General features: G+C 38.2%; 20 protein-coding genes. 16 read left to right on the plus strand and 4 right to left on the minus strand.

Features of this window, described 5'->3' with window-relative positions; translation table 11 throughout:
- Nucleotides 1-185: 185 nt before the first annotated feature.
- The 4 genes from D0Z64_RS01145 (at nucleotide 186) to D0Z64_RS01160 (ending at nucleotide 3,930) form a co-directional block, all read left to right on the plus strand.
- The gene (locus tag D0Z64_RS01145; RefSeq protein ID WP_127345829.1) at nucleotides 186-485 is read left to right on the plus strand and encodes an ArsR/SmtB family transcription factor; all 300 of its coding nucleotides are present in this window, start codon (nucleotides 186-188) and stop codon (nucleotides 483-485) included.
- Between the two features lie 73 nt (nucleotides 486-558).
- Complete coding sequence (gene arsB, locus D0Z64_RS01150) at nucleotides 559-1,596, plus strand: ACR3 family arsenite efflux transporter (RefSeq protein WP_080881114.1); 1,038 nt, start codon at nucleotides 559-561, stop codon at nucleotides 1,594-1,596.
- Entirely contained in the window at nucleotides 1,596-1,997 is a 402-nt protein-coding gene (gene arsC, locus D0Z64_RS01155) for an arsenate reductase (thioredoxin) (protein WP_060462421.1), read from the plus strand. Before arsB ends, arsC begins: the two co-directional genes overlap by 1 nt.
- A 730-nt stretch (nucleotides 1,998-2,727) precedes the next feature.
- A complete protein-coding gene (locus D0Z64_RS01160; protein ID WP_080881115.1) occupies nucleotides 2,728-3,930 on the plus strand; it encodes an IS110 family transposase in 1,203 nt (400 codons plus the stop codon).
- A gap of 140 nt (nucleotides 3,931-4,070) precedes the next feature.
- On the opposite strand, the gene D0Z64_RS01165 is transcribed toward D0Z64_RS01160, so the two are convergent.
- Together D0Z64_RS01165 and D0Z64_RS01170 are read right to left on the minus strand one after the other, a co-directional pair.
- Entirely contained in the window at nucleotides 4,071-5,348 is a 1,278-nt protein-coding gene (locus tag D0Z64_RS01165; protein ID WP_127345525.1) for an ISL3 family transposase, read from the minus strand.
- A gap of 180 nt (nucleotides 5,349-5,528) precedes the next feature.
- Nucleotides 5,529-6,347: a Cof-type HAD-IIB family hydrolase gene (locus D0Z64_RS01170; RefSeq protein ID WP_080881117.1), complete on the minus strand. Its 819-nt coding sequence runs from the start codon at nucleotides 6,345-6,347 to the stop codon at nucleotides 5,529-5,531.
- 187 nt (nucleotides 6,348-6,534) lie between these two features.
- Between D0Z64_RS01170 and D0Z64_RS01175 the strand changes: the two genes are divergently transcribed.
- The 5 genes from D0Z64_RS01175 (at nucleotide 6,535) to alr (ending at nucleotide 11,351) form a co-directional block, all read left to right on the plus strand.
- On the plus strand, nucleotides 6,535-6,780 hold the full coding sequence (locus tag D0Z64_RS01175; protein ID WP_006351959.1) for a type B 50S ribosomal protein L31: 246 nt from the start codon (nucleotides 6,535-6,537) through the stop codon (nucleotides 6,778-6,780).
- A 142-nt stretch (nucleotides 6,781-6,922) separates the two neighbouring features.
- On the plus strand, nucleotides 6,923-8,290 hold the full coding sequence (locus D0Z64_RS01180) for a UDP-N-acetylmuramoyl-tripeptide--D-alanyl-D-alanine ligase (protein ID WP_080881118.1): 1,368 nt from the start codon (nucleotides 6,923-6,925) through the stop codon (nucleotides 8,288-8,290).
- 13 nt (nucleotides 8,291-8,303) lie between these two features.
- Nucleotides 8,304-9,785 carry a DEAD/DEAH box helicase gene (locus D0Z64_RS01185; RefSeq protein WP_080881119.1) on the plus strand — a complete coding sequence of 494 codons (1,482 nt, stop codon included), beginning with the start codon at nucleotides 8,304-8,306 and terminating at the stop codon, nucleotides 9,783-9,785.
- A gap of 79 nt (nucleotides 9,786-9,864) precedes the next feature.
- The gene (acpS, locus tag D0Z64_RS01190; protein ID WP_080881120.1) at nucleotides 9,865-10,224 is read left to right on the plus strand and encodes a holo-ACP synthase; all 360 of its coding nucleotides are present in this window, start codon (nucleotides 9,865-9,867) and stop codon (nucleotides 10,222-10,224) included.
- Nucleotides 10,221-11,351, plus strand: coding sequence for an alanine racemase (gene alr / locus D0Z64_RS01195; RefSeq protein ID WP_080881121.1), 1,131 nt, complete (start codon nucleotides 10,221-10,223; stop codon nucleotides 11,349-11,351). Before acpS ends, alr begins: the two co-directional genes overlap by 4 nt.
- Nucleotides 11,352-11,418: 67 nt before the next feature.
- Here the strand turns inward: alr and cbpA are convergent, their stop codons facing one another.
- Together cbpA and D0Z64_RS01205 are read right to left on the minus strand one after the other, a co-directional pair.
- Nucleotides 11,419-12,123, minus strand: coding sequence for a cyclic di-AMP binding protein CbpA (gene cbpA, locus D0Z64_RS01200; RefSeq protein WP_040457165.1), 705 nt, complete (start codon nucleotides 12,121-12,123; stop codon nucleotides 11,419-11,421).
- Between the two features lie 173 nt (nucleotides 12,124-12,296).
- A complete protein-coding gene (locus tag D0Z64_RS01205) occupies nucleotides 12,297-13,268 on the minus strand; it encodes an L-lactate dehydrogenase (protein WP_006351953.1) in 972 nt (323 codons plus the stop codon).
- A gap of 178 nt (nucleotides 13,269-13,446) precedes the next feature.
- On the opposite strand from D0Z64_RS01205, the gene pth reads away from it, so the two are divergent.
- The 7 genes from pth (at nucleotide 13,447) to ftsH (ending at nucleotide 22,082) form a co-directional block, all read left to right on the plus strand.
- On the plus strand, nucleotides 13,447-14,004 hold the full coding sequence (gene pth / locus D0Z64_RS01210; RefSeq protein WP_080881123.1) for an aminoacyl-tRNA hydrolase: 558 nt from the start codon (nucleotides 13,447-13,449) through the stop codon (nucleotides 14,002-14,004).
- A gap of 2 nt (nucleotides 14,005-14,006) precedes the next feature.
- Nucleotides 14,007-17,504, plus strand: a complete 3,498-nt coding sequence (gene mfd, locus D0Z64_RS01215) for a transcription-repair coupling factor (protein WP_080881124.1) — start codon at nucleotides 14,007-14,009, stop codon at nucleotides 17,502-17,504.
- 11 nt (nucleotides 17,505-17,515) lie between these two features.
- Entirely contained in the window at nucleotides 17,516-17,758 is a 243-nt protein-coding gene (locus tag D0Z64_RS01220; RefSeq protein ID WP_080881125.1) for an RNA-binding S4 domain-containing protein, read from the plus strand.
- 59 nt (nucleotides 17,759-17,817) lie between these two features.
- The gene (locus tag D0Z64_RS01225; protein WP_080881126.1) at nucleotides 17,818-18,189 is read left to right on the plus strand and encodes an FtsB family cell division protein; all 372 of its coding nucleotides are present in this window, start codon (nucleotides 17,818-17,820) and stop codon (nucleotides 18,187-18,189) included.
- A complete protein-coding gene (locus tag D0Z64_RS01230; protein ID WP_080881127.1) occupies nucleotides 18,189-18,548 on the plus strand; it encodes a S1 RNA-binding domain-containing protein in 360 nt (119 codons plus the stop codon). The genes D0Z64_RS01225 and D0Z64_RS01230 overlap by 1 nt, the downstream gene beginning before the upstream one ends.
- 36 nt (nucleotides 18,549-18,584) lie before the next feature.
- A complete protein-coding gene (gene tilS, locus D0Z64_RS01235; RefSeq protein ID WP_080881128.1) occupies nucleotides 18,585-19,847 on the plus strand; it encodes a tRNA lysidine(34) synthetase TilS in 1,263 nt (420 codons plus the stop codon).
- 84 nt (nucleotides 19,848-19,931) lie between these two features.
- Nucleotides 19,932-22,082 carry an ATP-dependent zinc metalloprotease FtsH gene (gene ftsH, locus D0Z64_RS01240; RefSeq protein WP_080881129.1) on the plus strand — a complete coding sequence of 717 codons (2,151 nt, stop codon included), beginning with the start codon at nucleotides 19,932-19,934 and terminating at the stop codon, nucleotides 22,080-22,082.
- Nucleotides 22,083-22,085 lie beyond the last annotated feature (3 nt).

A 22,085-nucleotide genomic window follows, 5' to 3' on the forward strand; every position in this document is an offset into this window, starting at 1 on the left:
ATGATTTGGTTGTCTGCCAAATGTTTGCCAAGACTCTTAGTTAATACTAAGGGTCTTTTTTGTGCGGAGATAAAGTAAATTAAAAATATGATTTAGCATTTTAAGAGCTATATAAATATTAATTCGCAATTTAAATATAGTATGATATCATATAGATGAACGTCTATGTATTAAGGAGATATAAATTGGATTACCAAGAATTAGCAAACTTATTAAAAGTCGTTGCAGAACCTAACCGACTTAAGATCTTAAACTTACTTTCATGCAGTGAGATGTGTGCTTGTGATATTCTTGATCATTTCAATTTTACACAGCCTACTCTTTCACATCATATAAAAGTATTGGAAGATAAGGGATTGATCTTAGTGCAGAAGAGGGGTAAATGGCACTATTATTCATTGAACCCAGAAAAATCAACAGTAATTATCAATGGATTAACTGAAGTACTATCAAATTCTGAGAATTGTATTTGTAAGGATGCTTAAAAAGTTTGTTAATCCTTTTATTTTGAGCAATACATAGATGATTATCTATATATAGAGGGAGTTTTTAATTATTATGAATACGTCAAAAAGCTTATCCTTCATGGATCGCTATATGACTTTATGGGTATTTTTAGCTATGGCATTGGGAATTGTGATCAGTTTTGTCTTTCCATCATTCCCTAAATTAATTAATAGTTGGTCAGTGGGTACTACCTCAATACCTATTGCAATTGGTTTGATTTTGATGTTGTATCCACCTTTGACTAAGGTTAATTATGACAAAGTGGGGGATGTCTTTAGAGATAAGAAAGAGCTTGCTTTTTCTTTAATTCAAAACTGGATTGTTGGTCCGTTATTGATGTTGGCATTAGCAATTATTTTTCTTCATAATTATCCTAACTATATGGTTGGTTTAATTATGATTGGACTAGCAAGATGTATTGCTATGGTAATTGTGTGGAATGAGTTAGCACAAGGTAATAACGATTATGCTGCTGGCTTGGTGGCTCTAAATTCTATTTTCCAAATTATCTTTTACTCAATTTATGCATATTTCTTTATTAGTGTGTTGCCTAAATTCTTTGGAATTCAAACCCATACTCTTAATATTACGATGGGTGAAATTGCTAAAACTGTCTTTATTTATTTGGGTATTCCATTTATTTTAGGAATAGGCTCTAGATATCTTATTATTAAGTCTAAAGGTAAAGATTGGTTTGAAGAAAAGTATGTTCCTAAAATTAGCAGAATAACAACATGGGCATTGCTTTTCACCATTGTATTAATGTTCTCTGTTAAAGGTGTTAAGGTTGTACAATTGCCACTTGATGCTGTTAGAGTAGCTGTTCCTTTATTGCTTTACTTTGTATTGATGTTCTTTATTACTTTTTGGATTGCCAAAAAGACACATACCAGTTATCCAATTTCTGTAACCCAAGCGTTTACTGCTTCAAGTAACAACTTTGAGCTTGCAGTTGCAGTAACTGTAGGTATTTTCGGCTTGAATTCTGGAGAAGCATTTGCTGCAGTAATTGGTCCGATGGTAGAAGTACCAGTCATGATTTTATTAGTAGATGTAGCATTGTGGATTAAGAGGAGATACTACAAGTAATGAAGAAGATATATTTTCTGTGCACTGGTAATTCTTGCCGAAGCCAGATGGCAGAAGGATATGGTAAGATCCTGTTAAAAGGTAAATATGAAGTAAGAAGTGCAGGAATTGAAAAGCATGGCTTGAATCCATATGCAGTTAAGGCTATGGCTGAAGATGGCGTAGATATCAGTAAGCAAAAGTCTAAGATAATCGATCCTGATTATTTAAGTAAGGCTGATCTTGTGGTTACTTTGTGTGGAGATGCACGAGATCGCTGTCCAGCTTTGTCACCTCAAACGAAAAGTCTTCACTGGCCTTTGATTGATCCGGCGCAAGTGCAGGGAACACCTGAACAAAAGATGGTGGTATTTCGTCAAGTTCGTGATGAAATCAAAAAACGTGTAGCTAATTTAAAATAGAATATTAAGAAATGTTAAAGAGAAAATTTTTAAATTGATGGCTACCCTAAAACATGGTATAAATCAACTATAAAGTATTTAAAGGTTTTATTTATTTTTTTAAGTATATTTTTTAAATTATTCATGATGATATAAGTGCTATTACATTGCGCCAACATGGTGTATATAGTTTCATTATGAGAGGTGTTGGATAAATCGTAGAACAATGTTACCGTTGCTACAGGTCTACGATTGATCGGTTATAGGAAATGTAGCGGTACCACCGTGGGCTCCACGCTAGCGGATATTGGTAGTTGCGTGGTTTAGTTATTTAAGTTTTAAAGGTATTTTTTAACTTTTAACTTCTCCAACACTATCAGTCTGCCTTTTTTGGTGGAAAAACTGAATAGATAATAACGAGAAGCATGTGTTTACAAACACGTGCTTCTTTTAATTGTCGCGGATTATCAGGTGTTAGGGAAGGCTTTAACATTGGGGCTCTTTGTCAAACACCCTAAAGTATAAAGGTAGATAGAAACATGACGATGTTTTTATCTACCTTTTTTCTTATACTTAGATTGAGGTTGAGGTCGACAACAGAATGGAATATTAAATTCGACTGTCAAACGGGCCCATAAATGTTTATTTTCAATCAAACTAGATTAAGGGTGTGGATCTCAGAGATCGTATAATCAAGAAATGGAGCTGAAAATAAATATTTGCCTCAATTGATTTAAAACGGGGTGATTAGGTGAATATTATTGGTATTGATGTTAGTCAAGGTGAAAGTCATGCCACTTTGATAACAAAAGAAGCGGAAGAAATAGCTTTTAAATTTAAGCATAATAAGAGCGGTTTCCAAATATTAAATTCTTATATTAAACCCGGTACAATAATAATATTTGAAACTACAGGTGTTTATTCGGCTCAGCTTACTACTTATTTAAAAAATAAAAAGGTCAAATTTTATGAGCTAAATCCCCTAGAAGCAAAATTAAGAATGGCTTCTTTGAGAAGAAATAAAACTGACAAGAATGATTCATTTAAATTAGCTTTATTGGGTAAAACTCAATTAGCGGAAATAAAGAATCACTGTAATAAACAATCTAATTCGTTGTATGAATCTTTACGGATTTTATCTTTGAGATATAAGCAGTTAATTAAATGTAGAACCAGAATACTTAATTTCCTTCGTTCTAGCTTAGAGCTTACTTTCCCAGAACTAAATCAGATTTTTAAAAATGCTTATGCAGTTTTAGCCCTTCAAGTATTTAGAATGTATTGTCATCCTGACTTTTTGGTAGGATTAACTCTTAAAGAAATGACCACTAGAGTTTACCAATCTGTTAGCAGGCGAATACATAAAGATGTAATTCAAAGTTATTGTGCTCAAGTTTGGTTAGCAGCTAAAGATTCTTATCCTGCTGTTCCAGCAAATTCTTTAGAAATTGAAATTATTTCAGAATATTGCGATGAGATAGAAAGCTACAATAAAGAAATAGCCTATATTCAAAACAAGTTAATCAAGACGGCTGTTGGCTTGGATGATTTCAAAGTTATTTCCAGTATTCCCGGAGCCGGTCAATTAAATAGCGCTCTATTATTAGGCTTTACTGGTGATATTGCTCGCTTTGATAATTATAAACAACTCAATGCTTTCCTAGGTTTGGATTTAAATAGATATCAGTCTGGTAAATACATTAAAGGCGATACAATTAATCGTAGAGGTAGTAGTCAAGGCAGAGCTGTTGAAACAGACATGATTCGAAGTATGTTAAGAAATCAAGGCAAAATTCAAAATCATTTAATTGATTACTATTACAAATTAAAAAAGCCGCCTTTCAATAAGCATGACAAGGTAGCTTTAATAGCATGCGCCAATCATTTGAATCGCACTATTATAAATTTGGTCCACACACATCAACTTTATAATTATTCTAAGGCGATTAATTAATAGATGTTTAGCACATAATAAGTGAAAAAACTGCCAAAAGACTAGTCTTTTGGGGCTATGTTTAGTATACTCTTTTTTTCTCTGTAGTAATGCTTGACATTCTATAAGAAATCCTGTTGATAGAGAGTAAATGAAGAGAATCAAGCAACCATTAAAAGGCTGTTTGGTTCTTTTTCTTTGTACAGATTTTCTTCCAAACGAATTCTGGTTAAGAGATTGGTAAAATTGGAATAGCCAAAGGCAGTTCGTTCAATTTGTTTAATCTTGCGGTTGAAGCCTTCAAGACAACCATTAGAATAAGGCAATTCTGCTCCATTGAGCACTGCTGTTAGATTGTGTTTAAAGGTTAAAAGCGTTTTATGCATTAGAGTTCCAATTTGATCTTTGCAGTTGATTAATGACTTAAGCTTTTGAGTATTACCCGTTTCAATGGCTTGAATAAAGTCCTGCATTAGGTTATATGAATTCTCTAAAGCGGTGCTGGCATTGATGCCTTCTGTGACTACTTGGGCTTGAGTTAAGCAGTCTTTATAATGCCAATTGTAGCGAGGATGAACCTTTTCGAGCTCATCAAACTTCTTTAAATATAATTTCCAAGGAGATTTGAGCAACTGATACTGTCTGGATCTTTTATCAAAGGTCTTCATGACTTGGACTCTCAACGAATTGAATGATCGGGTAAGCATTTGGATCATATGAAAACGATCGATGACAATCTGAGCATTAGGAAAACAGGCTCTGACGATATCTTGATAGTAAAAATTAAGATCCATCGTGACCGTTTTAACGTTAGCTCTAGCTTGAGGTGAGAAACGTCCAAAATACTTAAGCAAAGTCTTCTTGTAGCGAGTTCTAAGAATCTGAACGACCTGATGATTGTCACCATCCAAGCAGATAAAGTGCAGCTGGCGGTCGACTCCCTTGAATTCATCAAAAGCCAAGTGTGCTGGCAGATATTCGTAAGTATCAATAAATCGGTGTGAACAGCTGCCTAGTACTCTTTGAACGGTATTGATCGAAACATTGTTTTCTCTGGCAATGCTGGTCATAGATCGATCTTCAGTTAAAGCTGATAATACTTTGAGCTTAGAAGCGTTAGAAATAGAACAGTATTTGTTTACTAGTTCAGATTGAGCCATGGACCAGCGCTCACAATCACGACATTTAACTCGCTGCTTAGCCAATCTGATAATGACAGGCAAACTGGCATTAGCTGTCGGATAGTGAATATTGGTAATCAAGTGGCCATTGTGCAAGAGATCCAAAGAACCACAGAAAGGACAAGCAGGTTGAATTAGCTCGGCTTCATAAATTTTATGCTTTTGCAGTTTGATTGACTTGTAAAAATAATCTTTAAAAACAATATTTTCGTCTTTAACATCAAGCTCGAATTTAATACAATGATTAAGAGAGGACATAGAAATCACCTTTATTTATAAAATGTTTAGTGGAATAGATTTTTTATTGAAGAGGACTATGTCCTCCTTTTTTGATGCAATAAAAAACCTGTTAACAGCTTATCATACAGATAAGTCATCAACAGGAAAAATTATAGAGCCATAAAAAAACGCCCTTGATGGGCGTTTTTTTGTCGAGTTTTATTCTTGCAAATACTTTTTGAGAACCTTGAAGACACCGTCATCAGTATTGCTAGGTGCCTCGAATTTGGCTGCTTTTTTCGCCTCGTCGGTTCCGTTGGCCATGCAGTAGCTCATATCAGTCATTTCAAGCATTTCAATATCATTGCCACTGTCGCCAAAAGCGATAATTTCATTTGGCTTTACTTGCAAGTATTTAAGCATTTCTTTTAGGCCAATGCCTTTATTGACGCCAGCAGGAACCAGGTCAATATTTTCAAAACCGCTAGTCTTAAACTCAGTTTTTTCATCGCAAATCTGATTGTATTCGCGTGCAATATCTTTGCCAATGTAATAAGGATATGAAATAGTTACTTTTGTGTAGGTATCATCAGGCAAATTAGCAAAATCGTCAATTTCAACGGTATTTGGGTAGAAGAAGAACATCATCTTTTTCTTATCTTCAGGGATGCTCTTCAAGCAATAAGTGTGCTTGCCGCCGCTGATCAAGGTTACTGGCAAAGCTTTAGGAAAATAGTCTTGAATGATCTTGGTCATTTTTAAGACAGCTTCTTTTGAATAAGCAGTAGCTTGAATTACTTTTTGATCTCTAACAAGAACAGCTCCGTTATCGGCAACGAAGTCTACATGATCATTAAATCCTTTAAAATCATCGGCTAATCTGGCAGCGGGGCGACCACTTGCGGCAATGAAGTGAATGCCATTAGCCTGCAATTGCGCTAAGATTTCTTTAAATTCTGTCCGATTAAATTGATTGTTTTTATCAACAAATGTACCGTCCATATCAACAACGACGGCCTTAAATGGTATTTTGGTCATAATAATCTCTTTCTAAGAATAAATCTAGCTACTATTTTAAAGCGTTTTCATAATTTAATGAAACTATTATCCAAAAATTTTAACAAAAATTTATTCTTGAAAATAGAGTTTAAAGATGGTATCCTTATAAACGTTAATCGATTAATCTATGATCTGAGATATGATCATGGCAAAAGGAGTAATAATTATGAAACAAGGTATTCATCCAGATTATCAACAAGTTGTCTTCATGGACTCAGCAACTGGTGCTAAGTTCTTGGCAGGTTCAACTTTGACATCAAAGGAAACTGTAGATTACGAAGGTAACACTTACCCATTGATTCGTGTTGAAGTTTCTTCAGATTCTCACCCATTCTACACTGGCAGGCAAAAGTTTGCTCAAGCAGATGGTCGAATCGAAAAGTTCAACAAGAAGTATGGTTTGAAGAAGTAAAACCGATGAATCTGGTGGAAGCAGTCCCATTAGGGGCTGCTTCTTTTATTATTATGATCTGAAAGTTCAATTTGGCAGATGGGCCGAAAGAACGTATAATTATTGCTGTATAAATTTTATATTTTTATGGGAGTAAAGATCAATGAAGATGCAACTGGCTGAAATTGCCAAAGCTTTGAATACAACATGTGAAAGCGACGAGAAAACTATTATTACTTCAGTCGCCTTTGACTCCAGAAAAATCACAGATGGTGGTTTGTTCGTTCCACTTGAAGGCGAACGCGACGGACATGATTTTGTTGCAGGTGCAATTAACAATGGTGCTTCTGCTACTTTATGGAAGAAAGGTCATCCTAACAAGCCAGATAATATTGCTGTTCTTGAAGTAGATGATCCTTTAGAAGCAATGCAGGATTTAGCACGCTATTATTTGCGCAAGGTTAATCCAACGGTTGTTGGCATTACTGGTTCAAATGGTAAGACTACTACCAAAGATATGGTAGCTGCCGTTTTATCCAAGAGATTCAATGTTCATAAGACCCAAGAAAACTTCAATAACGGTATTGGCGTACCAATGACTATTTTGGAAATGAAGCCAAATACTGAAATTTTAGTTTTGGAAATGGGGATGGACCGTCCTGGACAACTGCATCATTTGAGTGAGTTAACTCATCCGGATGTCTGTGTCATTACTATGATTGGTGAAGCTCACATTGAATTTTTCGGCACGCGTGACAAGATTGCTGATGCCAAAATGGAAATCACCGACTTTTTGCGTGAAGACGGCGAATTTATTTACAATGGCGATGAACCATTATTAGCTGAACGTGCTAAAAAGATTAATCAAGCAAAGGCTACTTTTGGCTTTGAAGACAACGATACTGTATATGCTACTGGCTTTAGAAGCTACAAGCACCATGCTACTTTTACCATTAATGATTCAGAACAAAAATTCTCAATTCCAATGATTGGTAAACATAATGTTTCTAATGCAATGGCAGCAATTAGCGTTGGTCATCACTTTGGTGAAAGCGACGAAGAAATTGCGGCTTCACTTGCTAACTTTACTCCAACTGCCAACCGGATGGAATGGGAAAAAGGCGATGTCGGTGAAGACATCATGAGTGATGTTTATAACTCTAATCCAACCGCTGTTCGTGCAGTTTTGAATAGTTTTGGACAAATCGAAATGCCAAATGGTGGTCGCAGAATCGCTGTTTTAGGAGACATGCTTGAACTTGGCAAGAAATCTCCGGAATTGCATGCTGGTTTAGCCAATAGTCTTGATCCGCAAGTAATTAACGAAGTTTACTTGATCGGGGATGAAATGAAGCATCTATATGAAGCTTTGCAAACTAAATACAGCGAAGAAAGCTTGCATTACTACCAAGCTGATCATATGGATCATATGATTGATGATTTGAAGAATGATATTAAGCCGAATGATATCGTAGTCTTAAAAGGCTCACATGGAATGCACCTTGAAAAGGTTGTTGCTCGGCTTAGATAGGAGAAATTAACTAGTGAAATTTTCGGAATTAGGCTTAAATGAGGATTTGCTCAAAGCAATTAAAAGATCAGGTTTTGAAGAAGCAACGCCGATTCAAGCAGAAACTATTCCTCTTGCTTTAGCAGGCAAGGATGTTATTGGACAGGCTCAAACAGGTACAGGTAAGACAGCTGCTTTTGGCTTACCAATTTTGCAAAATTTGGATAAGCATGAAAAAACTATCCAGGCTGTGATTATTGAGCCAACGCGTGAATTAGCCATCCAAACTCAAGAAGAATTATTCCGTCTTGGTCGTGATGAACATGCACGCGTTCAAGTAGTTTATGGTGGGGCTGATATTGGTCGCCAAATTAGATCATTAAAGCATCATGTGCCAGCTATTTTGGTTGGGACACCTGGTCGACTTCTTGACCACTTAAAACGCGGGACGATTGATTTAAGCAAGACCAAGACCGTCGTTTTGGATGAAGCCGATGAAATGCTTGATATGGGTTTCATTCAAGATATTGAAAGTATTTTGAAATATGTAGGCGAGCGTAAGCAGACATTATTGTTCAGTGCCACAATGCCAAAGCCAATTTTGCAAATTGGCGAAAAGTTTATGCATGATCCTGAGGTCGTTAAGATCAAAGCCAAAGAATTGACTGCTGATTTAATCGATCAATACTTTGTTCGGGCAAAAGAATCAGAAAAATTCGACATTATGTGTCGTTTAATTGATGTTCAAGGTCCAGATCTCGCTTTGGTCTTTGGTCGAACTAAACGCCGTGTTGATGAATTAACCCGTGGTTTGCAAGCTCGTGGCTATAATGCTGCAGGAATTCATGGCGATTTGTCACAAGCACGGAGAATGAGTGTTTTGAAACAGTTCCGTGCCGGCAAATTGGACATTTTGGTAGCAACCGATGTAGCTGCTCGTGGACTTGATATTTCAGGAGTTACGCACGTTTATAACTATGATATTCCTCAAGATCCAGACTCCTATGTTCACCGGATTGGACGTACTGGTCGTGCTGGTCAGAATGGAATTTCTGTTACTTTTGTCACTCCGAATGAAATTAGCTACATGCAGACCATTGAGCAATTAACTAAAAAGAAAATGTCACCACTTCGTCCGCCAACAGATGATCAGGCTTTGCATGGTCAATTAAAGCAGGCTAAGTCTGAAATTGAAGACTTGATGAATGGTGACTTGAGCAAGTACGAAGATGATGCGAACGAATTGCTTGAAAATTATTCCGCATTAGACTTGGTTGCTGCCTTTTTGAAGAATCTTTCTAAGGACTCAACTGATGTTAAAGTTAAGATCACGCCTGAAAAGCCTTTGCCATATAAAGGTGATGGTCGCCACCGTCGCGGTCACCATGGCCGTAGTGGCAATTATGGTCAACGGCGCAATAACAACAACTATCGTGGCCGTCGTCATACTGATGGTGGTCACCGTAATCGCAGAAATTATGGACATGATTTTGTCATTAAGAATAAGAAAGATTAAGATTTAATACTAATTAATGGGTTGTGTCGTGCAGCCCATTTTTTTGTATTATAATATTTTCTTGTGTGAGGTGGAAAAGATGATTAAAGGTGTGGGTATTGACTCAGTTGAGGTGGAACGAGTTAAAAAAATAGTTGAACGCGGGGATAGTTTTGCAAAAAAAGTTTTAACCCCAAGTGAGTTTGCTCAATATCAAAAAATGAAAGGCAAGCGTAAAGTCGAATACTTAGGCGGGCGCTTTTCATTGAAAGAATCTTTTTCAAAAGCAATGGGAACGGGCTTAGGCAAATACGTAGGTTTTCAGGATGTGGAGACGCTATGGGACGAATCGGGGCATCCAGTGATGACCTCAACTAAATATGCTGGCCGTATTTTTCCTAGCATCACGCATGATAATCATGAAATTATTACTTTTGTAGTTTTGGAGGATCCGGAATGATAGCAGGTATCCATCGCCCAGCTGTAGTTCGTGTGAACTTGGGCGCAATAAAACAAAATATCGACAACGAAATGAAGCATTTGAGGCCTGGTCAAAAGTTGTTTGCCGTGGTAAAGGCTAATGGCTATGGTCATGGCGCCGTTCCAGTAGCAAAAGTAGCAGAAAAGGCTGGAGCAAGTGGCTTTTGCGTAGCAATTTTGGATGAAGGATTGGAATTGAGAAAGGCTGACATTGTCAAGCCAATCTTGGTTTTGGGGGTAGTTTCACCTGAGTATGCGCCAATTGCTGCAGTTAATGATATTTCTTTAACTGTTCCTAATTTGGAATGGCTTAAGCAAGCAGAGAAGTATTTGAAAAAGGAAAAATTGCAACTAAAAATCCATTTAGGTATAGATTCAGGAATGGGTCGGATTGGCTTTAGTGAAGATGATGAATTTATTGCCGCAAACAAATTCCTTGAAAAAAATGATTCTTTCTTTGTAGAAGGGATGTTTGCCCACTTTGCTTCCGCCGATAGCAGTGATGACAGCTACTTTAAGAAGCAAGTAGCCAAGTTTAAACATATGCAAGACCTTTTAACGGTTCATCCGAAATGGATCCATGTTGCAAACACTGCTGCAAGTATTTTTGACAAAGATATCCACAGTGATCTGGTTCGCTTTGGGATTGGCATTTACGGCTTAAATCCTTCATCTAATCCAGATAGCCCAGATTTGAAGGCAGATATTGCATTAAAGCCTGCCTTGTCATTTGTCAGTGAATTAACTCATGTTAAGACGATTCACAAAGGTGATGGTGTTGGCTACGGCTCAACTTTTGTGGCTGATCATGACACGATTATCGGAACAGTGCCAGTTGGCTATGCTGATGGCTGGATTCGAAAGTTTCAAGGCTTTAAGGTAAAAGTTGGTGATCAGTATTGTCCAATCGTTGGCCGGGTCTGCATGGATCAATTTATGGTTGAAATGCCAGAAAAAATGCCGGTTGGCACTAAAGTGGTTTTGATTTCTGATAATCCAAATGATCCTAATAATATTAAAGCTGCTGCCGATTATGTTGATACGATTCACTATGAGGTTGCTTGTTTGTTAAGCGATCGGTTGCCACGCAAATATTATGAAAAATAAAATTCAATAAATTAAGCAAGAATAAAAAGGAGTTCAACTGAACTCCTTTTTATTTATGTCTTGTTAATTATTCATGTGGATTATCAATCCAAACGCCAGGGTTTTCATCACTCATGATGTTTATCCCTGCTTGCAAGTCTTCAATTTCGGAAACAACGAAGCCTTTCTTTTGCAGTTTTTCAACCACTGTCTTCATCGTTGTTTCAGAAACGCCAGCGGGCAAAGTGAACAAAGTACGACGAACAAAGTCCCCACCAAGTTCACCGGCAGCAGCATCCAAGGTCATAACGCTGGCCATGTTGCTGTATTTAGAAATGATCTTTGCCATTTTAACCAAGTTGCCGCGAGCGTTGTCAGACAAAACTGTCAAAACGTAAGAACCATGCTTAACGTTCCAAGCATCAGACAACATTCTAAGTAAACTTGAGTGAGTTAAAATGCCGTAAAACTTGTTGTCTTCATCGAGTACAGAAATGTAAGGCAAGTCTTTCAAATTGAAGAATACCTTGAAGAATGGTGAATTAACCTTGATTGTCTTAGTTGCGTTTTTAAGCAAGTAGGTAACAGGCAAATTCATATCTCCGCCTTGTGACTTGTGACGGTAAATGTGCATTTTATAAATATTACCGCGGAAAATTGTACCTGTTTCGTCTAAGATCGGTACACATCTGAAGCCTGAGTCTTCGAGAGTTTTCAAAGCTTCTGAAAGAGTAGCTTTTTCACTGACTGTTGTCAGGTAATCTTTTTTAAGAACTAAAGATTTGATGAGCATAAGATTGCCTCCATACATGAAAATATTGTAGTCATTATAGCATAGATGGCGTTTAAATTAAAGATAAATTAAAGATACCTAAATGCTTTTCAAACTCTATTTTAGCAATATTTTGACAAAGAAAAGGTATTCTTCATTTGAAGATACTTTTAATTTAGTATTAGGCTTGTTAATTATTGACGAACTTTAACGCCAGTTTCTTTGAAGGCTTTTTCCATAACCTTCTTCAATTGATCAGCAGATGCAGTCATCAATTCTTGTTCGTGATCGCTAAGTGGCATTTCAATAATTTGTTCAAGACCCTTGCGGCCGATAACAGCTGGAGTACCGATGTGAATGTCGTGTAAACCATATTGACCATCCATTGGCACTGAAAGTGGAAGAACTCTGTGTTCGTTGTTAAGAATAGCCTTAACGATGAATGCTGAAGCAGTACCAATACCGTAGAAGGTTGCACCCTTCTTGTTGATGATATCGTAAGCCATGTTCTTAACTTCTTGGTGAATGTCTTCAAGCTTGCTTTCGTCCATACCGTGAGCCTTTACCCAGTCAACAACCTTTACGCCACCAACATTGTTGTAGCTCCATGCAGGAAATTCTGTATCACCGTGTTCACCAAGCATGTATGCATTAACTGAACGTGGGTCGACTTTTTCCATTTCACCGATAACTTTTTGAAGACGACCAGTATCAAGTGAAGTACCTGAACCGATAACTCTATCCTTAGGGAAGCCTGACATCTTCCAAGTTGCGTGAGTTAAGATATCAACAGGGTTGGCAACAACTACGAAGATACCGTTAAAGCCTGATTCAACGACTGGTTCAACAACTGATGACAAAATCTTAAGGTTCTTGTTAACAAGGTCAAGACGGCTTTCACCTGGCTTTTGTGCAGCACCGGCGGTGATAACTACAATGTCTGCGTCCTTGCAGTCTGCGTAATCTGCTGAGTAAACGTGCTTTGGAGCAGTCCAAGGAGTAGCATCAGCTAAGTCAATTGCGTCACCTTCAGTGTGATCCTTAAGAATATCGATAATTCCAAGATCTTGAGCAATACCTTGTTGAACCATTGAAAATGCAAAGGTAGAACCAACGGCACCGTCGCCTACTAAAATAACTTTATGAGGTCTTTCGTCTCTTACCATAAATCTAAAACTTCCTTTCAAGACATTAGTGACTTATTAAACAAGCTTATTATAGCAAGAAATGTAGGAGTTTTCTACAGTCTTAGTGAAATTTTTAACAATTGCATATGCTAACTGCTGTTAGAAGTGCTGTGCTATAATTGTTAACCGAATTATTGTCAATTCGAGGAGTGTAGAAATGAAATTAATCGCGGGCTTGGGCAATCCCGGTAAAAAATATGATCGGACAAAGCATAATACAGGTTTTATGGCCTTGGATCATTATTTAGAGAAAAACAATTTTAGTCTTGATAAGGATAAGTTCGAAGGCTTATGGACAAAACAAAAGATAAATGGCGAAGATGTGATTTTGCTTGAACCACAAACTTACATGAATGATTCAGGGCGTTCAATTGCACAAGTGGTCAACTTTTTTAAGATCGATCCTGCAGATATTCTGGTTATCCAAGACGATATGGATATGCCAATTGGCAAGATCAGAATTAGAGCTAATGGTAAATCTGGCGGTCATAATGGAATTAAAAGCATTATCCGCGATTTAGGAACTGAAAAGTTTAATCGTTTGAAGATTGGCATTAGTCATCCACAAAAGATGACCGTTGTTTCTTGGGTGTTAACCCCGTTTAATGGAGAACAGCAAAAACTGATGGATGACGCTTTTGAAACAGGTACTGAAATTATCGATGACTTCATTAATGGTCACGATAGTCAATATTTGATGAATAAGTATAATTAAAAATGCGTTTAACAGATTTTGTCAAAAAAGATCAGAATTTAACCAATTTTATTGCAAAAACATCACAAGTAAAAAACTCACTAATCACTGGCGCTAATGCCGGTGCTTTTAGTCTACTCTTAAAACAGATTGTCACTGAAAAAAAGGTGTCATTGCTGGTAATTGAAGAAAATGAAAACAAGGCACAAAATATCTTCAATGAGCTCAGCGGCATTATGGATGATGGACAAGTACAGTATTTCCCAGTTGATAGCACTTTAGCCACCCAAACGGCTTTAGCCTCACCAGATGAACTTAGCAGCCGAATTCAGACGCTTAATTTTTTGTTGGGGCAGAAGTCCGGAGTTGTCATTACGACACCTCAAGGATTGCAGTACAAGTTGTCCGCAGTGAAGGACTTTGCCGCTTTTAAACGGGAATTCGTGCAAGATAAAGAATATGATTTAGGCGAAATGAACAAATGGCTGCTTGCTGCTGGCTATCATCGTGAAGCTTTAGTAGCACGGCCAGGTGAGTTTGCCATCCGTGGCGATATCTTGGATATTTATCCTTTAGACCAAGAAAATCCCGTTAGAATTGAATTCTTTGGCGATGAAGTTGATACGATTAAAGAATTTGATTTATCAACGCAGCGCAGTCAGCGAGAGATAAAGCGACTAGTTGTAGGACCAGCACAAGATCGCGTCTTTTCTGCAGATGCAATAAGTCAAGCGGCTGCAGAAATTAAGGCGGCGATGTCTGAGTCAAAAGCGGATCAAAAGGCGGTAAAGGATCATTTCACTCAAGTATTGGATGAGCTGAATGATGGTGGTCTGCCTAGCAACTATGCCTTCCTGATTGATTTTTTGATAAAAAAGCCTAGCAGCCTTGTTGATTATTTAGCAAAAGACGGCTTGCTGTTTTTGGACGATTTACCTCTTATAAAACAAGCTGTTGAAACTGTTGATCAGCAAAATCAGGGCTTTATTGATGATGAATTAAAGATTGGTGCTCTTCTTCCTGGCCAAAAATTGCGGTCAGATTACACCAAAGTTATGACTCGCGACCGTCACCATCGAATTTACTTTTCACTTTTTCAAAGAAGCATGGGCAGGATTCGCTTTGGACAAATGCTGGACTGGACCACGCGTGAGCCAGAACAATTCTTTAGTCAAATGCCTCTCATTCGTACAGAATTGGAAAGCTACTACAAATCAGGACAGACTGTAGTTTTGCAAGCTGATAATGATAAGCGCGCAAAGCAAATGGCCCAAACAATGCGTGATTTTGATCTCGATATTCCGGTAGTTCATGAAGATGAGCTTAGTGAAAAAAAGGCGCAGATTATTGTTGGTGGTTTTGCCAGCGGTTTTACTTTGCCAAGCGTCAACCTTGTTTATTTAACTGAGCGCGAATTATTTAACAAACGTCCGCAGCATAAACGCCGAATTAAAACATTAGAAAATGCTCAACGTCTGCGAAATTATACGGAATTAAAACCTGGCGACTATGTTGTTCACGTCAACCACGGGATCGGGCGTTTTGAGGGAATCAAGACGCTGGAGAATAATGGCATAAAACGTGATTACATCACAATTACTTATCAGCACGGCGATCAATTATTTGTTCCAGCTGATCAGTTGCGTCTAGTACAAAAATATGTCGCTTCAGAAGGCAAAACTCCGCATATCAATAAATTAGGCGGCAGCGAATGGGCTAAGACCAAACGGAAGGTACAATCCAAAGTTGAAGATATTGCTGACGATTTGATCAACCTTTATGCTGCACGCGAATCTGAAAAAGGCTTTGCTTTTTCACCGGATGATGAGCTGCAACGGAAGTTTGACGATGCCTTTCCGTATGTTGAAACACCAGACCAGTTGCGTTCGATTAAAGAAATAAAAGCAGATATGGAAAAGCCCAAGCCAATGGATCGCCTGCTAGTAGGAGATGTTGGTTTTGGTAAAACCGAAGTTGCACTTAGGGCAGCTTTTAAAGCAATTCAAGACAACAAGCAAGTGGCCTTTTTAGTGCCAACGACAATTTTGGCGCAGCAGCATTACGAAACAATTCAGGATCGATTTAAAGATTTTCCGGTTAATACTGCCATGCTCTCACGTTTTCAAACACCAGCAGAATCCAAGAAAATTATTGCCGGCTTAAAAGATGGAAAGATTGATCTAGTTGTCGGCACTCACCGGATTTTGTCAAAAGACGTTCATTTTAAGGATCTTGGCCTATTAATTATCGATGAGGAGCAGCGCTTTGGAGTTAAGCACAAAGAAAAACTAAAGCAGATGAAGGCTAACATTGATGTTTTGACTTTAACTGCTACGCCAATTCCACGTACTCTTCATATGTCAATGGTAGGCGTGCGTGATCTGTCAGTAATGGAAACACCGCCGCAGAACCGGTATCCAATTCAGACCTATGTTATGGAACAGACGCCAAGCGTTATTAGGGATGCTTGTTTAAGAGAAATGCAGCGTGGTGGCCAGGTATTTTACCTGCACAACCGGATTGGCGATATTGATGAAGTAGTCGCTCGTCTTGAAAAATTGCTGCCAAACGCTAGAATTGCCAGTGCTCATGGGCGTATGAGTCAAAATCAACTGGAGGATATTCTCTACCGCTTTTTAAACCGTGAATTTGATGTTTTGGTTACAACGACAATTATCGAAACTGGGATTGATATGCCAAATGTCAATACAATGATTATTGAAGATGCAGACCATTACGGCTTAAGTCAGCTTTATCAATTGCGTGGTCGGATTGGACGCAGTGCACGGTTAGCTTATGCATACTTTTTATATAAGCAAAATAAGGTGCTAACCGAAGTAGGAGAAAAGCGGCTGGATGCAATTCGTGATTTTACTGAATTAGGATCGGGTTTCAAAATTGCGATGCGCGACTTGGCGATTCGTGGTGCTGGAAACATGCTGGGGTCACAGCAGCACGGCTTTATTGACAGCGTCGGTTACGATCTTTATTCACAAATGCTTAGCGATGCGATTAAAGAACGCAAAGGCAAGAAGAAAGTTAAAAAGTCTAATGCTGAAATTGACTTGGGTTTTGAAGCTTATATTCCGGCATCCTATATTGCTGATCAAGAAGAAAAAATTGAATTTTACAAGAAGATTAAATCTGTCAATAGTCAAGATGAACTTGATAAAATTGAAGATGAATTGATTGATCGTTTCGGCGATTATCCTGCTGCAGTTGAAAATTTGCTGGCAATTGCCGGATTAAAGATCGATGCAGATCTTGCACAAGTCTTGAGCGTTATCAAAAATAAAAAAGACAAGATTAGAGTTGAATTTGATCTAGCAGCTTCACGTGAATTAGAAGGGCCAAATATTTTTAGAGCACTTGAGCACGTCAGCTTAAAGGCAAGAATTAATTTGACGCCAGAGAAGAAGCTGGTGGTTTTATTAGAATTGCCAGATAAAATGAACAATCGTCAGCTGTTTAATGAATTGACCACTTTTTTACAAGCAGCAAGCGATATTATTCAGAGATAATGAGGTAGAAAATGAGAATCGATAAATTTTTAAAAGTTTCACGCTTGGTAAAAAGAAGAACCGTTGCTAAAGAATTGGCAGATCAAGGCAGAATTAAGGTCAACGGTCGTGTCGTTAAATCAAGCTATGATGTCAAAGTTGGCGACATCATTGAAGTAGGCTACGGTACCCGCCAAGTAAAGGCTAAGGTGCTTGATATCAGAGAAACTACCAAGAAGGCAGAAGCCAGCGAATTATATGAGATCGTTGATTAAAACGTGAAACACTGTTATGATACAAGCAGTATTTTTATTTTGGTAGTAGGGGATCAAAAATGAACGGACCACGAATTTATAACTCAGAAAGCCCACAAGAACGAGAAGCAAGACTGAGAAAGAAACAAGCTAACAGAGAAAAAAAAATTCATCGCGTTCGTCGCAATCGGATTATTGCTGTCTTTGCAATTATCTTTGTGGCCTTAGGCATTCAAATCGGCATCAAAGTGTCGCAAACCGCAAGAATTAATCAGCAAGTTGAAGTCGCAAAGAAGAATTTGAATACGGTAAAGACAAAAGACGAAAAGTTGACGCAAGAACGCAATAATTTGAAAGATACCGACTACGTAGCTAAATTTATCCGGAATAAATTTTTGTATAGTAAGACTAACGAAAAAGTTTATTCTATTCCTAATGGAGACAACAATTAATGAAATATGAAGTTGGTCAACGTGTAACAGGCGTCATCAACAACATCACTGATTTGGGTATCTTTTTAACTTTGCCGGGACATAAATCTGGATTAATCCATCATAAAGATTTTGATGGCAATTGGCTTAGAGAAAGAAATCAGCATCGTGTTGGTGATGAATTGCGCGTTGTGGTCGTTCATAATTATAAAAGACGGTTAGGTTTATCTCTAGCCCGCGTTAATGATCCTGATTTAATTGATCATCGTAATCGATTTTCTAAGGTCAAGGAACAGGATTTTAGTAAAATATTGAATCAAACAGCAGCAGATGCCAAAGCTGAGATTAAGCAGCTAAAGCAGGTATTAGCTGAGGATTAATTGATGACCCGGAAGGGTCATTTTTTCTAGGTAAAAATGAAGATTGAACTTTTTTTCAAACAGCATCAAATTAAGCTAAATAATAAAAAATTGGTAATTGCGGCCAGTGGCGGTCCGGATTCGATGGCCTTGCTCGATATGCTGAATGAACTGCGTAAAAGTCATAATTTTTCGCTAATTGTGGCGCATTTTGATCATCAACTGCGTGTTGACAGTCAGAAGGAGACCGAGCTTTTAACGGAATATTGCCATTCGCATAATTTGCCGTTGGCAAAGGGGGTTTGGCTTAAAAAAGAGCAGCCGCGAACTGGCATTGAAGCAGCCGCACGGCATTTTCGCTACGCTTTTTTAAGCCAGGTAGTTGCCCAATATCAAGCAGATTATTTATTAACGGCTCATCACGGGGATGATTTGCTGGAAAATATTCTATTAAAATTTATTCGTTCTGGAAATCCGCAAGAAATGAATAGCCTGCAAGCTGTTGGAAAAATGCATGGTACAGCGCTGCTGCGTCCACTTTTATCAACTTCTAAGGAGGAACTGCTTGAATATGATCAGCAGCATCATATCGCTTTTATTGAAGATGAAACCAATGCCAAAGACGATACATTGCGCAATCGCTTGCGGCACCATGTGGTCCCATTGCTAAAAAAAGAAAATTCCCATTTGCTGGAAAATGCCTTGCGTTATAGTGATGATGAAAAAGTACTGACGGCTTTAGCTGATGAAAAAGTGGCAGAGATTGGAAGACCAGAACGATTTTTAGATCAGGCTTATCGCATTAAAGGAGAAGCCTTACTCCAACTTGATCAAAGGCAGCGGGCTTATTTCTGGCAAAACTTTATTTGGCAGACTTGGCATAAACGCTGCAGCCACTATCTCACAGGTTATAATTTGCGTCTTTATCAAAAATATTATTATTTATGGCCGCAAAAGCTTCTTCTTAGGCAGGAACCAAAAGTTGTTCGCGCCGAAGAGGAGTTTACATTTCGTGATCATGAATTTATGCTTAGTGTAGTTGAGCAGCCTTTGCCTTTAATTGGTGATTTTTGGTCAGATGAGCATGAATTTAAAATTGCTTCTTTGCCTGCAGGCAGCAAATTGCAATTGCAAAATGGGCAACATGCCAAGGCAAAGAAAATGTTTGCTCAAGCAGCGATTCCAAACGAACTGCGATCACTGTGTCTAGCTGTTTTTAATCAGAAAAACCAGGCAATTTTTGTAGAAAAATGCTATCGCGATCAAAGGTGGATTGAAAACGCTCAACATTATTATGTATATCGTTTAAAAAAAGAATAAGAACTTGTAAAAAATTAGTGCTATACGTAGATTTGTGTTAAACTTTTATTCGTATAACTTTTAGAAACTTTGCGGAGGTTTTTTATGAAGAATAACCGGAATCGGCTGTTGTCAAATGGCCTTTTCTATATAGTTGTGTTCCTTCTGCTCCTATGGGGAATCAACTGGGCACTCGGCGGTTCTAGCAGTTCTGGAAGCACTGAAAATATCAGTTATTCAGAATTCGTTAAGGATTTACGTCAAGGCAAAGTTAAAAACTTTAGCGTTCAGCCTGCTAATGGTGTCTATACTGTTTCAGGTACTTACAAGAAAGCACAAAAATCAACAAGTCAATCAAGCAATAGCCTAGATTTCTTCAATAGCAAATCTGGCCAAAGCGTAACTCGCTTTTCAACCACAATGTTGCAAAATGATTCTAGCGTTTCCACTGTGCAGAGCTTGGCACAAAAGAATAATGCTCGGATGACGACACAAGGAGAATCACAAACTGGTAATTGGATTTCAACGATTGTCATGCTTGTGCCAACCATTTTATTCATTGTTATGCTTTGGATGATGATGAATCAAGGTGGTGCTGGACGTGGCCAAGGCGGAATTATGAACTTCGGTCGTTCCCACGTTAAGCCAGAAGATCCGTCTAAGAACAAGGTACGTTTCTCTGACGTAGCCGGTGAAGAAGAAGAAAAACAAGAATTAGTTGAAGTTGTCGAATTTTTGAAGAATCCAGCAAAATACACTAAGTTAGGTGCCAAAATTCCATCTGGTGTTTTGCTTGAGGGTCCTCCTGGTACTGGTAAGACTTTACTTGCTCGTGCTGTAGCTGGTGAAGCTAACGTTCCATTCTATTCAATGTCAGGCTCAGACTTCGTTGAAATGTTTGTTGGTGTTGGTGCAAGTCGTGTACGTGATTTGTTTAACAATGCCAAGAAGAATGCACCAAGTATCATCTTCATTGATGAAATTGATGCGATTGGTCGTCGTCGTGGCAATGGCATGGGTGGCGGCAATGATGAACGTGAACAAACATTAAACCAATTATTGGTTGAAATGGATGGTTTTGAAGGCGATGAAGGTGTTATCGTTATCGCTGCTACTAACCGTTCAGATGTTTTGGACCCAGCTTTGCTTCGTTCAGGTCGTTTTGACCGTAAAGTTTTAGTTGGTCTTCCTGATGTTCGCGGACGTGAAGCTATTTTGAAAATTCATGCCAAGAATAAGCCACTTGCTCCTGACGTTGACTTAAAAGAAGTTGCTCGTCAAACTCCAGGCTTTGTTGGTGCTGATTTAGCTAACGTCTTGAATGAAGCTGCCCTTGTTGCTGCACGTCGCAATGGGACTGAAATTACCGCTTCAGATATTGATGAAGCTGAAGACCGTGTCATTGCAGGTCCAGCCAAGAAGGGCCGTTTAATTTCTGAACAAGAAAGAAAACGAGTCGCTTACCACGAAGCTGGTCACGCAATCTGTGGTTTGGTCTTGAGCGATTCTCGTACTGTTCGTAAAGTTACGATTGTTCCTCGTGGCCGTGCCGGCGGTTACAACATCATGCTTCCAAAAGACGATCAATTTATTTTGACCAAGAAGCAATTATTTGAACAAATTGTTGGTTTGATGGGTGGTCGTGCCGGAGAAGAAGCTACGATTGGTGATAAATCAACTGGTGCTTCCAACGACTTCGAACAAGCTACCCAAATTGCTCATAGCATGGTTGTAAATTACGGTATGACTGATGAGTTAGGAATGGTTGAACTTGAAAAAGAAGGCGAAACCAATCCTTACGGCATGAAGCCATATAGTGAAGCAACTTCTACTAAGATTGATGAAGCAGTTAAGAAGATCTTAGATAAGGCTCATGCCAAGGCTCTTGAAATTATTAAGGATAATCGTGAAAAGCATAAGTTAATTGCTGATGCATTGCTGAAGTACGAAACCTTGAACGAAAAGCAAATCATGTCTTTATACAAGACTGGCAAGATGCCTGAAAAGGATGAAGAAGAATATCCCAGTGAGTCTAAAATTTCAACTTATGAAGAAGCAAAGGCTGCTGCAGAGAAGAAGGAAGTCTCAAAGGCTGAAAAGAAGGATCAAGATGAAGTTGAAGCTAAACAGGCTGCAAATGAATTAGATACCCCTTCAGAAAATGAACCGGAAAAACCAAAAGATGATCAAATTCAACCAACTCAAACTACTGAGTCAACTGAACCTGATCAACCTTCTGATGATAAGGATGAATAATTG

The organism is Lactobacillus amylolyticus, assembly GCF_003999355.1.
In the GTDB taxonomy this organism is placed as follows: domain Bacteria; phylum Bacillota; class Bacilli; order Lactobacillales; family Lactobacillaceae; genus Lactobacillus; species Lactobacillus amylolyticus.

Excerpts from the sequence above, each read along its gene's own strand:
- arsC (WP_060462421.1), top strand. The coding sequence starts at position 1,596 with ATGAAGAAGATATATTTTCTGTGCACTGGTAATTCTTGCCGAAGCCAG.
- D0Z64_RS01165 (WP_127345525.1), bottom strand. The coding sequence starts at position 5,348 with ATGTCCTCTCTTAATCATTGTATTAAATTCGAGCTTGATGTTAAAGAC.
- ftsH (WP_080881129.1), top strand. The coding sequence starts at position 19,932 with ATGAAGAATAACCGGAATCGGCTGTTGTCAAATGGCCTTTTCTATATA.
- mfd (WP_080881124.1), top strand. The coding sequence starts at position 14,007 with ATGCGTTTAACAGATTTTGTCAAAAAAGATCAGAATTTAACCAATTTT.
- D0Z64_RS01175 (WP_006351959.1), top strand. The coding sequence starts at position 6,535 with ATGAAACAAGGTATTCATCCAGATTATCAACAAGTTGTCTTCATGGAC.
- D0Z64_RS01225 (WP_080881126.1), top strand. The coding sequence starts at position 17,818 with ATGAACGGACCACGAATTTATAACTCAGAAAGCCCACAAGAACGAGAA.
- arsB (WP_080881114.1), top strand. The coding sequence starts at position 559 with ATGAATACGTCAAAAAGCTTATCCTTCATGGATCGCTATATGACTTTA.
- D0Z64_RS01180 (WP_080881118.1), top strand. The coding sequence starts at position 6,923 with ATGAAGATGCAACTGGCTGAAATTGCCAAAGCTTTGAATACAACATGT.
- tilS (WP_080881128.1), top strand. The coding sequence starts at position 18,585 with ATGAAGATTGAACTTTTTTTCAAACAGCATCAAATTAAGCTAAATAAT.
- pth (WP_080881123.1), top strand. The coding sequence starts at position 13,447 with ATGAAATTAATCGCGGGCTTGGGCAATCCCGGTAAAAAATATGATCGG.
- D0Z64_RS01230 (WP_080881127.1), top strand. The coding sequence starts at position 18,189 with ATGAAATATGAAGTTGGTCAACGTGTAACAGGCGTCATCAACAACATC.
- acpS (WP_080881120.1), top strand. The coding sequence starts at position 9,865 with ATGATTAAAGGTGTGGGTATTGACTCAGTTGAGGTGGAACGAGTTAAA.
- D0Z64_RS01205 (WP_006351953.1), bottom strand. The coding sequence starts at position 13,268 with ATGGTAAGAGACGAAAGACCTCATAAAGTTATTTTAGTAGGCGACGGT.
- D0Z64_RS01220 (WP_080881125.1), top strand. The coding sequence starts at position 17,516 with ATGAGAATCGATAAATTTTTAAAAGTTTCACGCTTGGTAAAAAGAAGA.
- alr (WP_080881121.1), top strand. The coding sequence starts at position 10,221 with ATGATAGCAGGTATCCATCGCCCAGCTGTAGTTCGTGTGAACTTGGGC.
- D0Z64_RS01170 (WP_080881117.1), bottom strand. The coding sequence starts at position 6,347 with ATGACCAAAATACCATTTAAGGCCGTCGTTGTTGATATGGACGGTACA.
- cbpA (WP_040457165.1), bottom strand. The coding sequence starts at position 12,123 with ATGCTCATCAAATCTTTAGTTCTTAAAAAAGATTACCTGACAACAGTC.